We start from the raw sequence: 13268 nt of genomic DNA on the forward strand, positions 1-13268 counted from the left end.
CCGCTACACCAGGTGATACCGCCGGCGCAGGTACCATTCCGACCCGGCCAGCAGAACAAGCATCACGTACACAGGCCAGAAGTCCCAAAGGTCCTTGGGTTTTCGCTCGATGATGGTCCGTCCCTTGCTTTCGAGCAGGCCCGCCAGCGCCGGCCACTCGCGAACCGTCAGGTAGCGCCCGCCGGAGAGGTCGGCCATCTTTCGCAGCAGGGTTTCCTGCATGGCCGGTTCAAGCTGCTCGTAGTCGGTCGCCGTGGCGACGATATCGACGCTGTTGGCGAAGCGGCTGTCCTGCCCGCCGGCGCGGAGCTGGTAGGTCCCCTGCTTCTCCAGCCGCATGGAACCCTGGAAGAGGCCCGGGCTGTTGGCCACGGGGGTCAGTTCGATTTCCTTGGTTTCCAGAACCGCCTTCTGGGCGTTGGGGGCTTTCTCATCGACCGCGACGGTGTCGCGATAGATGACGTACCGCTTGGCCATCGAGGGGGCGAAGGAGTCGTCGAGCACGTTGGTGATGATCGAGACGGTCTCGCCCGCGCGGAACTCGGGGCGCTCGACGGTAATGTGAATGCGCTTGTTCTCGCCCAGCAGGCGCGACAGGGCCAGGAACTGGATCGCCTGCCCCCAGAACTTGGCATGGTAGCGGTCGCCCAGCTTGTAGCGCATGCGCCACAACTGGTCGGTGCCGACGAACATCGACTTGCCGGTCCCGAAATACTGCCAGGCGATCAACGGGTAGGCTCCGGCCCCGTGCTCGGTGGCGGGCAGCTCCACCAGCACGTTGGCGGCGGGCTTGGCGCCCTCCAGGCGCGGCAGGCGGTGGAGCGACTTGAGCAGCGACCAGACCAGGTCGTTGCCCTTGTCGTCGGCCTCGACCATCGTGAACGACCGCTTGCCGGCGGGGGTGACGATGGCGGAGAGGTCTTTGGGAATGTTCGAGATGAAATCTCGCGTGATCTTGACGGGCAGCGCCTCGGCCAGAGGCTTGCCGTAATAGCTCGAGGGCATGTAGCGTTCGCCGGCCAGCACCAGCAGCGACCCGCCGCGTTTTCGGACCAGGTCGACGATGCGTTCCTGCTGCGGGCGGTTGAAGAACCATTCCTGCACTTCGCCCAGGATGATCAGGTCGTAGGCGAAGGCCTCCTCGTCGGTGTCGGGGAAGCGGCTGATGTATTGCGGCGAGGCGGCGGCCAGGTCCGGGTCGCCCTGGGTCATGAGGAACTTGACATCCAGTCGCGGGTCTCGCAGGAGCACCACGCGGAGGTAGCGGTACTCCCAGCGGGGCTTGCCCTCGACGTAGAGCACCTTGATCTTCTGATTGATGATCTTGATCGGTCGCTCGATGATGTTGTTGGCGACGGAGGCTTCTTCTTTGCGCGGGTCGATGCTGACCGACAGCTTGGCCGTGGCGCCGCGCCCCTCGGGGACGGTGAAGGGCACGTCGACAAATCGCGGTTGATCGGTCAGCGTCACCGCCGCGCGGGCCAATTCCTGCCCGTCGAGCTTGAGCAGCACGTCGACGCTCGTGTCGCGATAACCGTGCGAAAAGACCTGCACGCGGGCGGTGACGATGTCCTTGGGGAAGACCGCATCGGCCACGATCAGCGACCGCACGCCGACGTCCTGCGGGGCCTGCAGACCGATGCCCGTCACGAAGAGCGGCACATCCTGGTCTTTGAGCCAGGCGGCGACCTCCTGCGGATCATCGCTTTCCTCGTTGAACGCCCCGTCGGTCAGCACCACCACGCCGGCCATCGGCTGGCCGCTGTACTCGTTGATCATGTCGCGAATGGCGACGGCGCCGCGGCTCTTCTTATCGGCAGCCTGGACGGCGCCGAGCAGACCCTTGGCTTTCTCCACCGCGGCCGACCCGTCCTTGCTCTCGACGGAACTGATGCTTTCGTTCTTTTCGCCGAAGGCGTACAGCTTGACGTTGCACTGGGAAGCCAGGCTCGGCAGGATGCTGGTCAGCATCGACTTGGCCAGGGCGATGCGCGGCTGCGAGACGCTCTCGGGCGTGGCCGCGGCGGACGGGGCGGGAATGATCTTGGCAAACGCGGTGGCGGCGGCCTCAATGTCCTTGATGATCGGTTCCTGGACGCCGCGCAGCTCGGGGCATCGGACGGTGGTCAGGCCGCCTTCCTTTTCGAGCTTTTGCAGGGTGGCGTCGAGCCCCTTCTGCCGCTGGGCGAGGCTCTGGAGGCGTCCCTGGAATTGTCCGGCGGCGGCCTGGTCGGGGCCGGTCATGCCGGTCTGGCGGCAGAGCTTGGCGCTTTCTTCGAGGGCGGCGACGGTTTCCCGCGAGGGCGCCAGCGCTTCGGCGGGGCGCGACTGACCGAGGCGGTCGCTGGTGCGCCGCGCCAACCGCAGCGCCGTCGCCAGCGATTCCTGCACCCCGGGCAGGACATACGGCGTCTTGCCCATCGCCATCGCGCCGTCAGCGACTTCCTCGCCGGCGACTCGCTTGTCGACGATGTTCATGCTGGCCGAGCGGTCCACCAGCACCAGCAGGTTGCGCGAGAGGGTGTTCTTACGCTCCAGTTCCATGATCGGACCGAACAGCATCACCAACAGCACCGCGTAGATCACGGCGCGGCAGAGACCCAGGCCGATTCGCTTGGCCGGCGAGAGGCTGCTCTCGCGCGAGTAAAGGTAGATCGCCAGCGCGGCCGCCAGGATGATGCAGATCGCCAGCGCCACCGCCGGAAGCGGGCTGCTGAAGGCCACGCCCTTGTACTCGTAGCCTTCCACGCCTAACCATTGAAGGACCGTATTGGCTGTCATCATGTTCAAATCACATCACTCGCGATCAAAGCGTCGCTTTGGTTGCCAGGTAGCCCCTGCCGGTCGCGGACACGTTGCGCGCCATGCGCCACACGAAGAACCGGGCCAACCCGGCCTCGACCAGCAGGGCGATCAGCGCCAGCAGCAGCAGGGTTCGCCACAGTTCCCGCCCCATGCGGGCCTGGCGGGCGATGGTCTGCAGGTCGTCGCCGGGGTCCACCACGCTGACGGGGACCTCGTCCATCGCCTCGCCCAGCGCACCGCCGCGCAGGACGGCGATGGCGGATTCGCCCCCATCCACGTTCACCACCCGCTTGAGCGGCGGGGCCTTGTCGGAATACTGCACCGTGTACACGCCCGGAACCGCCGCATATTCCAGGATCACGGCCTTTTGCCCGTCCCGGTCCGTCAGGCGAACCTGCGTCTCCAGCCCGGCCGGGTCGCGCACCGCCAGGCTGGGCGAGGCCGGCGTGACCGGCAGCTCGAACGCCAGCGGCTGACTGACGCGACCGGCCGTCTCGAACGCCTTTCGCGACAGCCACGTCACGCCCTGCTGAACCATCATGAGATAGACGGGCTGCTTGGGCAGGGTCGTCCAGTCGCAGTCGGCCGAGGAGGTGAACGCCACCACGCGTCCGCGACCGAAGGGCTGATCGGCGACCAGCACGTCGTTGCCCGGCGTCAGTCGCACCAGGGTGCGAGCCTCTTTGCGGGCGGTGGCCTTGACATAGCGCCAGAAGCGGATGTCGTCGCCCCACTGCTGGCGCGGGATCGACGTAAAGATGCGCGTCAGCGGCGTGTCAGGCATCTCAGGGGCGATTTCCCAGCCCTTTTGCCCCGCCGCGGCCGCCGCCCGCTCGGTGGCGGCGCCGACAGCGGAGCCCAGTTCCACCGGCAGCAGCGGGCGGTCTTCGCCATCGCGGAACTGCACGTTGAACAGGGCGGCGTTGGTCTTGCTTCCCAGGAATACCATCAGACCGCCGCCGCCGCGGACGTACGAGCCCAGCGCCAGCGTCTGGGTGCGGGACAGTTCGGGCACGTTGGCCATGATCACCGCGTCATAGGTCGAGAGGGTCGTCACGTCGAGGTTCCCGGGGGACACCACGCTGACATTCACGCCGCCGCCGGGCCCCATCGGCGCCAGGGCGCCGGCGAGGTAGCTGGCGTCGCCCTTGAAACGTTCCTCGGACGGGTCGCCGTCGACGCACAGCACGTTGACGCTCTCGCGGATGTCGGCGATGGCGTAGCGGATGTTGTCCACCGCCAGGGCGTCGACGTCGATCTTGGCGCTGACGGCGAACGTTCCGGCCTGGCCGAAGTTGGCAAACAGCGGCACGGTGGCGGCTTTGCCCGGTTCGATCCGCTCGATGACCTTCTGATCGACGGGCACGCCGTCGACCAGCAGCCGCACGGTGACGTTGTTCTGGGCCTCTTTACCGGCATTGAGCACGTCGGCGACGTAGCGTGCGGTGGAGCCTTTTCGCAGGATGCCCGAAGCCACTTCCAGGCGGGTCAGACCGAGGTTGTCGGCCTTTTCCGGACCGACGGCCGCCAGGAAAATGCGGGCGAAGTTGTCCAGCGATTTGATGCTGTTTTTGGCCCCGTCGGAGAGCTTGCCCCAGGAGACGGTCTGGGCGTCGGTGATGAGGTAGCACTGTTTGGAGGGGGCCTTCATTTCCTTGGCGAGGGTGACGATCTGTTCGAGGCACTGCTCGATGTTGAGCGATTCGTTGGTGGGGGTCAGGGCCTTGAGGACCGCCTCGGCGCGTTCAGGATCGTAGGCGACGTTTCGCAGCTTGATCTGGGGGCGTTCGCCCATCAGGACGATCGTGAGCGGGTCGCCGGGGGAGAGGGTGGCGGTGATATCGCGGACGCGCTTGCGCGCCAGGTCGAACCGCGTCTGCTCGCCGCCTTGGTGAAGCATGCTGAAGGACCCGTCGATGGCGATGATCACGCCGGCCTTGCCCTCGCCGCCGCCCAGGGCCGACGAGGAGGACGGCGAAAGCACCAGCCGCCCCATCGCCAACGCGATCAGCGCCAGCGCCAGGCACCGCAGCAGCAGCAGGATCAGGTCTTCCAGGCGCATGCGCTTGGAGCGCACGACCAGGGCCCGGCGCAGCAGTTCCATCGCCGCCCACATCACCTTGCGGGAGCGGTAGCGGCTGATGAGGTGGATGATGATCGGCACGGCGACGCCGGCCGCAGCCAGCGGGCCCCACAACCAGAATGAGTTAAGGAATGACATAGGGGCGGCTGTTAACTCCCGACCACGTGCGGGTCGTCGACCGTGACTTCACACGGAAGGCGAACCGCCACGTCGAAATCCACTTCGAGTTTCAGTTCGACGCCCGCCTGGGCCTCAAACGCCACGATCACAGGCTCTGCCGCCCCGGGGGCGACGGCCTGGTCGAAGAGCATCTTGTCGCCCTGGCTGAGGCGCACGCGCGCCGGACCGCGGGACCCTTCGGTCATCGCCACCGCGGCGCGGAACTGCAGTTTGCCCCCGGACGTCGCGGGCAGCTTCCAGGCCATGACCGTTCGCGGCCAGATGTGCAGCCGCGTAACGCTGCGGGCGGCGGAGGCGTCGTCGCCGGCTCGGAGGTGCTCGGTCCTGGGCGGGTCTGCCGGGCGGCGAATCAGCGGGTACGTCTGCAGCGAGGCGGGCTCCAGGTCGGCCAGCCACGTCACCGACGAGCCTCGCTTGCGAAAGCCCAGCCACGCCTGGGGGGCGATGGTCAGGTTGCCCAGCACCGGATGCGCCAGCGTCAAGCCCGCGGCAGTGGCCTGCACCGGGCCGTAGAGGATGCTTCCGTCGGCGAGGGTCAGTTCGTCGCCCGCCGCGGGAGCGGGGGCTTCCTTGGGGGCTGCCGGCATGTAGCGGCTGATATCTTTCTTGTCCATCGGCACGGCGCCCAGGGCGGTGTCGACGGTGGCTTTGTCGTCCTTGATGCTGATGAGCGTTCCGGGAACCGGCGCGCCCCGCACGCGGTAGAGCGTGCCTTCCTTGGCAGGCTTGGGCAGGGGCAGGCCGGCGACGAAATCGACAGCCTTGAGCGTCGCCAGATCGAGGGTGCGTTTGCCCAGCAGCGGCGACTCGATGGTGATCTTGCCGTCGGCGGCTTCGATGATCTTTCCGGCCCAGGTTTCGCCGTTGTTGAGGTGAACGGCCTCGCCCGCCGCGGAGGGGGGAACCTTCGAGTTCACCATCAGCAGCACCGCGTCCCACTTGACGTTGGCGCCGCCGACCTGGATGGCGGCGTTCTGCAGCGCCAGGTCGCCGCGTTGCCATCCGGCGCCGGTCAGGACGGTGCCCGCGTCGGCCGCGACCGACAACATCGCCACCGCCGCCAGCACGACCGCACATATCTGTGTGGCATGGGCGTCTCGCCCATGCTCTTTCTCTGTGGCATGGGCGTCTCGCCCATGCTCTTTCTCTGTGGCATGGGCGTCTCGCCCATGCTCCCCGACCCGCACGGGCCAGACGCCCGTGCCACACATTGCCGATTTGATGGTCATTTCTGGGTGCTCCGGATCTGGCCGATCAGGTAGGCCGACAGCACCTCGTCGATCGGGCGCGAGGTATCAACCAGCACGTAGTCGATCTTGCTGCGCTCGCACGCGCGGCGGACCTGCGTGAGGAACTTGTCCAGTTCCTCCAGATACGCCGCCCGAATGCGTCGCGGTTCGGTGAGGATCTCGTCCGGCGCCTCCAGGCCCATGAACCGCCACGTGCCGTCGAAGGGAAAGTTCAACTCCGCCGGGTCGAGCATGTGGAAGACCGTGACGTTGTGGCCGCAGAACCGCAGGTGGTCCAGGCCCTTGACGAAGTCTTCCACGTTATCGAACAGATCGCTAAAGAGCATCACCAGCCCGCGGCGCCGCATGCGCATGGCCAGTTCGTGAAGCTGCGCGGCGATGTTGGTCTTGGGTTGGGGGGCGGCCTTTTCCAGCTCATGGGCGATATCGCGGATGGTGCTGGAGGCGCCCTTGGGGTGAATGTACTGGCGGATGGCGTCGTCGAAGACGGCCAGGCCCGCCGAGTCTCGCTGCTGCACGATCAGGTACGCCAGGCTGGCAGCCATGAACTTGGCGTATTCGAGCTTGGAGGTCTTGCCCGAGGAGTATTCCATGGACGTGCTGGCGTCGAGCAGCAGCACGGCGTCGAAGTTGGTCTCGGCTTCAAAGAGCTTGACGTAGTAGCGACCGGTCCGCCCGTAGACGCGCCAGTCGAGGTGGCGGAGGTTGTCGCCGGGAACGTACTGGCGATGGTGTACGAACTCGGTGGAGAAGCCCCGCAGGGGGCTCTTGTGTACGCCGACGCGCAGCCCTTCGACCACCTCGCGGGCCACCAGGTCCAGCGAGCCGATCTTCTGGATGATCTCCGGATCCAGGTACCGCAGTTTCTGACGTTCGTGGGAATCCATTATAAAAACAGATCCTCGATCCTCGATCCTAGGTCCTCGGGTCGTCGATTCGTCACCTAGGATCGAGGACCTAGGACCTAGGATCTGTTGTTACACAGCGGCCTTTTCGTACAGGCGTTCGTCGGCCGGCACCGCTTCCAGCAGCTTGCGGACGATGTCGTCGGCATTGAAGCCTTCCGACTGGGCCGCGAAGTTCAGGATGATGCGGTGTCGCAGCACCGGCAGGGCGACGGCCTGGATGTCTTCGATGGACACGTGGTATCGTCCGCGGAGCATGGCGCGGGCTTTGCCCGCCAGGACCAGGAAGATGCTCGCGCGCGGTCCGGCGCCGTAGGTGAGCCACTGCTTGGCGAAATCCATCGCCTCGGCGCCCTTGGGGCGCGTGCCCCGGACCAGGCGGGCGGCGTAGTGGAAGATGTGGTCGGCCACCGGCGCCCGCTGCACCAGGTCCTGCAATGACAGGATTTCTTCCTGGCTGACGATGGTGTCCAGCGTCGTCTTGTGGCTGCCGGAGATGCGCTTCATGATCTCGATTTCTTCGGCGTAGCTGGGGTAGTCGACGAAGATGTTGAAGAAGAAGCGGTCGAGCTGGGCCTCGGGCAGCGGGTAGGTGCCTTCCTGCTCGATGGGGTTCTGCGTGGCCAGCACGAAGAACGGCTCGTCGAGGCGGAAGTCTTCGCCGCCGACGGAGACCTTCTTCTCCTGCATCGACTCCAGCAGCGCCGCCTGCGTCTTGGGGGGCGTGCGGTTGATCTCGTCGGCCAGGATGATGTTGGCGAAGACCGGGCCCTTGGCGAACATGAACCGCCGCTTGCCGGTCTCGGGGTCATCCTGGAGAATTTCCGTACCGGTGATGTCGGAGGGCATCAAGTCCGGCGTGAACTGGATGCGCTTGAACGACAGCGACAGGCACTGCGCCAGCGAGCTGACCAGCAGCGTCTTGGCCAGGCCCGGAACGCCCACCAGCAGGCAGTGCCCGCGGGCGAAGATCGAGATCATCATCTCGTCGATCACCTGGTCCATACCGACGATGATCTTGCGCAGTTCTTCGAGGATGCGGGCGTGGGCTACGCCCAGCCGCTCCACCGCCTTCACGTCATCCTGACTCATTGCCGGTTGCTTGCTGCTCTCGGTCGCCATGAAAAGCTCCTTAAGGGGGCGTCCACTGCCGGTATGCACCTCGCTGGCTCGCCCGGATTGCCTCCTATCTTCAACTTGCCGCCCAAGGCGGAGTTTCTGGAAAAAAGAAAAATCAAATTTGCCCCCGGTCGAGCATGTCCGATTCGCGAACATGGCCGCACCCCCTGCGACAGCAGCAAACGCAGATAAACGCGATAGGATATTGCGGATTGCGCTTCTGTCGCCGATAAATTGAGCCGCTGAGGTCGCTGAGGACGCTGAGGATATAAGAAAATAAACAACTTCTTCTTTCCTCTGCGTCCTCAGCGACCTCAGCGGCTGATTTGTTCTCCTTGAAAGGAAGAGAGCCCCATGGCCAAGGAAGTTAAAGAAAGCCCAGCCGTCGTCGCCGACCGCAAACGCCGCATGAAATGGTGGAACGACGCCCGTCTGGGCATGTTCATCCACTACGGCCTGTACTCCCAGCTCGGGCGCGGCGAGTGGGTCATGAACCGCGAACGCATCCCCGCCGAGCAGTATCAGAAGCTCGCCGACACCTTCGCCCCCAAGCCCCGCTGCCCGCGGGAGTGGGCCGCCCTGGCGAAAAAAGCCGGCATGAAGTACATGGTCATGACCACCAAGCACCACGAGGGCTTCTGCCTCTGGGACTCCGCCCAGACCGACTTCAACTCCATGCAGCGCGGGCCGCGGCGAGACATCGTCCGCGAATACGTCGACGCCTGTCGGGAGTACGGGCTCAAGATCGGCTTCTATTACTCCCTGATGGACTGGCATCATCCCGACGGCGCCAACTGCTACCATGACGCCGCCGCGGGGCGGCGGTTCCTGGACTTCACCCAGGGCTGCGTGCGCGAACTGATGAGCAACTACGGCAAGGTCGACATCCTCTGGTATGACCTGGCCTGGCCCTTCGGATCGGCGGCGGCCTGGGAAGCCGACAAGATGAACGCCATCGCCCGCCGCCTCCAGCCGCACATCATTATTAACAACCGCTCCTACGCCCCGGAAGATTTCGGCACGCCCGAGGGGCACGTGACCGCCGAAGCCGTCGGCCGCGCGTGGGAGTCGTGCATGATCGTCAACAGCGGCTGGTGGGGCTACGTGCCCCTGCCCGCCGACGAGTGGCTCACGCCCCAGGCCATCCTCCGCCTGCTCAACCAGGCCGTCGCCGGGGCGGGCAACCTGCTGATCAACATCGGACCGATGGCCGACGGGTCCGTGCCCCCCGAGGCCGCCGACCGCCTGACCAAACTGGGCAAGTGGCTGGGCGTCTACGGCGAGGCCGTCTACGGTAAGCTCGACCGCGTCGAGCGGATGGACGGCCTGTCGTGCGGGTTCTGGAGCCGCCGCGGCAACACGATGTACGCCTGGATCACCCGCTGGCCCGGCCGCGAGCTGGCCATCGGCGGGCTCAAGACCAAGGTCAAGGCCGCCACGCTGGTGGGCAGCAACAAGAAGCTGGCCTTCACGCAGACGGCTGACCGCCTGGTGATTGGCCCCCTGCCCGCCAAGTGCCCCGACCGCTGGTGCAACACGGCCCTGATCAAACTCGACTTCGCCGGCAAGCCGGCCCAGTTCCTCGGCGCGGGCCTGGTCGACATCGGCGTGTGAGAGACAACGGAAGAATGGAAGGATGGAAGAATGGAATATTGGGTTCGGCGATGGATCCCATTCCTCCATCATTCCATCATTCCATCATTCCATTATTCCCAAGGATGAAGAGGAGATACGAGTATGCCGAAGAAAGCCCAGGTTAAAGAGAGTCCCGCCGTCATCGCCGATCGTCAGCGGCGGTTGAAGTGGTGGCGCGAGGCGCGGTTCGGGATGTTCATCCATTACGGCCTCTACGCCCAGATGGGGCGCGGCGAGTGGGTCATGAACCGCGAGCGCATCCCCGTCGACGAGTACGACAAGCTAGCCGATACCTTTGCCCCCAAACGCGGCTGTGCCGATGAATGGGCCGCGGCCGCCAAGGCCGCCAACATGAAGTACGTCGTGCTGACGACCAAGCACCACGAAGGCTTCTGCCTGTGGGACACCCAGCAGACCGACTTCAACTCGGTCAAGCGCGGCCCCGGGCGCGACATCGTGGCCGAGTACGTCGCCGCCTGCCGCAAGGCGGGCCTGCGCGTCGGGCTCTACTACTCGCTGATGGACTGGCGCCACGCCGACGGCGCCAAGGCGTACAACAACGAAAAGGCCCGCGCGCGCCTCGTCGACTTCACGCACAACTGTGTGCGCGAACTGATGACCAATTACGGCAAGATCGACGTGCTGTGGTACGACGTCATGTGGCCGCTGAAGACCGCCGACCGCTGGCGGGCCAGCGAACTCAACGCCATGGCGCGCAAGCTGCAGCCGGATATCCTCATCAACAATCGCACCGGCCTGCCGGAGGACTTCTGCACGCCCGAGGGGCACATCAAGCCCGAGGAAGGCAAGGCGTGGGAATCGTGCATGACGTTCAACGGCTCGTGGGGCTACGTGCCGATGGCGCCGGAGGAATGGCTCTCGCCCAAGAAGGTGCTCGAGATGCTCCGCCAGTGCGCCAACGGCGGGGGCAACCTGCTGCTGAACATCGGTCCCGAGGGCGACGGCGCCGTGCCGGCGCTGGCGATCGATCGGATGACGCGCGTGGGCAAGTGGCTGCGCCAGTACGGCGAGGCCGTCTACGGGCAGTTCGACCCGATCAAGGAACTCGAAGGCTGGGCAGGCATCGGCTGGTGGTCGCGCCGCGGCAACCTGTGCTACTACTGGATCACGGCAGTGTGGCCGGGCCAGTCGTTCAGCATCGGCGGGCTGCTGACCAAGGTTAAATCGGTCAAGCTCATGCCCACCGACAAGCCCCTGCCCTTCACCCAGACCAAGGACCGCCTGCTGATCCAGGGCCTGCCCAAAACCTGCCCCGATAAGAACTGCGATGTGGGCATGCTGAAAATCGAGTTCGCCGGCGAGCCCAAACAGCGCCTCGGCGAAGGAACCGTGTATTACAAGGCGTACTAAGAAAGAGTTACGTCCACGAATGTCACGAATGACACGAATGAAGAAGAAACTTACCACCGAGGCACAGAGAGCACCGAGAAAAGAAGAAAGACGTCTGTGAAGAAACAAAAGAACAACGTTTTCTCCGTTTCCTCTGTGCCTCTGTGGTAATTCCCGTTGTTTCCCCATTCGTGTCATTCGTGACATTCGTGGACGTAACCGGAGCGCAGCATGGCTAAGAAGAAGAAAACAGGCGGAGCGGCGGATCAGCAGCATGCGGTCATCGGCAATGCCGAAGGAACGACGGCCGCAACTTACCAGCGCACGACGCACCCCGACGCGCAGTGGTTCGCCAATGCAGGGCTGGGGCTGTTCCTGCACTGGGGCATCTCCACGGTGCACGGCAAGGGCGACCTGTCCTGGGCGATGATGCAGGACACCCCCTGGGACCGGCACGTCAACGGCGAGAATCACCTGACGCCGCTGGAGTACTGGAAGCTGGCCGAGCGGTTTAATCCGTCCAGGTACGAACCCGAAAAGTGGCTGGCGCCCGCCGCGGCCGCCGGCTTCACCTACGCCGTGCTGACCTCACGCCACCACGACGGGTACGCGCTGTGGCCGACGAAGCACGGCGAGTTCTCCACCGCCACCCACATGGGCGGGCGCGACCTGATCGGCCCATACGTCGAGGCGTGCCGCCGCACCGGACTCAAGGCCGGCCTGTACTACTCACCGCCGGACTGGTACTACCGCCGCAAGTTCATGTCGTTCCACGCCACGAACCTCTGCGACTACTACGAAGGCATGGAAGCCACCGGCCAGGACTGGAAGATGTGCAAGCTGCCGGCCAAACCCGAGGGCTTCGAGGACCGCTACGTGCAGCAGGTGCATGACCAGCTCGTCGAACTGCTCAGCGACTACGGCAAGATCGACGTGCTCTGGTTCGATGGCGGGCCGGCGTGCATCACCATGGAAGAGATCCACGCCCTTCAGCCGGGCATCGTGGTCAACCCCCGTGCGCACGGCTTCGGCGATTTCTCGACGGCCGAGGGCGGCGACCCGGGCGCCCGCCCTGCCGGCTGGTGGGAGCGATGCGACCTGTGGAGCCGCGGCGGATGGGCGCACACGTGCTATCCGTACTTCTCGACCAGCCGCATCCTGTCGATCCTGGCCCGCACGCGCGCCTGGGGCGGCAATCTGTTGATCAACGCCGGCCCGACGGCCGAGGGCAACATGCCCCCGCAATACTTCGAGAAGCTCGGCGAACTGACCGGCTGGCTCACCCACAGCGGCGAGAGTGTGCTGGGCACAGAACCGGGCTGCTGGCCGGACAAGGCCACCGTCCCCATCACCACCCGCGGCGACACGTGGTACATGCACTACATCGACCCCGGCGTCGACGGCGCGACCGTCGAGGGCATCACCAAGCCCGAGTCGATCAAGCTCCTGCGCACCGGAAACGACATGCCCTACACCAACTACGACAACGGCCGCCTGCGCGTGACGATCCCCATGGACCTGCGCACGGAACTGGACGACGTGGTAGTCCTGCGAGGGGTCAAGGCGATCTAATATGGAGTGCGGCAGCCTTAGCTGCCGCTTTGGAAGTTGTTGGGCCAAAACCGACGACGAGGACGAGGCCGACGACGAGAACGGGACCTGCGCACCGAGCTCGACGACGTGGTAGCCTTGTATGGGGTAAAGACGCTGTCGTGATTCTTGTTAGCGGCGGAGCTTGCTCCGCGCGTTCGCCGCAAAGCGTCCATCCTGTGTTGCCCGAAGATCGGGGAAACAACCGCGTCGAGCAAGCTCGACCGCTAACCCAACTTCCGCAGTTGGCGACGTAAGTGCTTTATTATCAAGGGCAGCGCCCTGAAAGTCTTCACTACATCGCTACGAAGCAGTCAGCGGCGGGGGCATGATCTTCATCCTCGACGGCAG

General features: G+C 65.1%; 8 protein-coding genes. 3 read left to right on the forward strand and 5 right to left on the reverse strand.

Going from position 1 to position 13268, the window contains the following annotated elements; genetic code table 11:
• Nucleotides 1–3: 3 nt before the first annotated feature.
• The 5 genes from ABFD92_19370 to ABFD92_19390 form a co-directional block, all read right to left on the reverse strand.
• Entirely contained in the window at nt 4–2784 is a 2781-nt protein-coding gene (locus tag ABFD92_19370) for a hypothetical protein (protein MEN6506700.1), read from the reverse strand.
• 22 nt (nt 2785–2806) lie between these two features.
• Entirely contained in the window at nt 2807–5026 is a 2220-nt protein-coding gene (locus tag ABFD92_19375) for a BatA domain-containing protein (GenBank protein ID MEN6506701.1), read from the reverse strand.
• 11 nt (nt 5027–5037) lie between these two features.
• Nucleotides 5038–6297: a hypothetical protein gene (locus ABFD92_19380; protein MEN6506702.1), complete on the reverse strand. Its 1260-nt coding sequence runs from the start codon at nt 6295–6297 to the stop codon at nt 5038–5040.
• Nucleotides 6294–7205, reverse strand: coding sequence for a DUF58 domain-containing protein (locus ABFD92_19385; protein ID MEN6506703.1), 912 nt, complete (start codon nt 7203–7205; stop codon nt 6294–6296). Before ABFD92_19385 ends, ABFD92_19380 begins: the two co-directional genes overlap by 4 nt.
• A 90-nt stretch (nt 7206–7295) precedes the next feature.
• Entirely contained in the window at nt 7296–8345 is a 1050-nt protein-coding gene (locus ABFD92_19390) for a MoxR family ATPase (protein MEN6506704.1), read from the reverse strand.
• Nucleotides 8346–8696: 351 nt separating this feature from the next.
• Here ABFD92_19390 and ABFD92_19395 point away from each other — a divergent pair, with 351 nt between their 5' ends.
• The 3 genes from ABFD92_19395 to ABFD92_19405 all read left to right on the forward strand — a co-directional run bounded on the left by ABFD92_19395 (nt 8697) and on the right by ABFD92_19405 (nt 12899).
• Entirely contained in the window at nt 8697–9956 is a 1260-nt protein-coding gene (locus tag ABFD92_19395; GenBank protein MEN6506705.1) for an alpha-L-fucosidase, read from the forward strand.
• Between the two features lie 123 nt (nt 9957–10079).
• A complete protein-coding gene (locus tag ABFD92_19400; protein ID MEN6506706.1) occupies nt 10080–11348 on the forward strand; it encodes an alpha-L-fucosidase in 1269 nt (422 codons plus the stop codon).
• A gap of 210 nt (nt 11349–11558) precedes the next feature.
• Complete coding sequence (locus ABFD92_19405) at nt 11559–12899, forward strand: alpha-L-fucosidase (GenBank protein MEN6506707.1); 1341 nt, start codon at nt 11559–11561, stop codon at nt 12897–12899.
• The last annotated feature ends 369 nt before the right edge of the window (nt 12900–13268 follow it).

The sequence above is a fragment of the Planctomycetaceae bacterium genome, from assembly GCA_039680605.1.
In the GTDB taxonomy this organism is placed as follows: Bacteria; Planctomycetota; Phycisphaerae; order SM23-33; family SM23-33; genus JAJFUU01.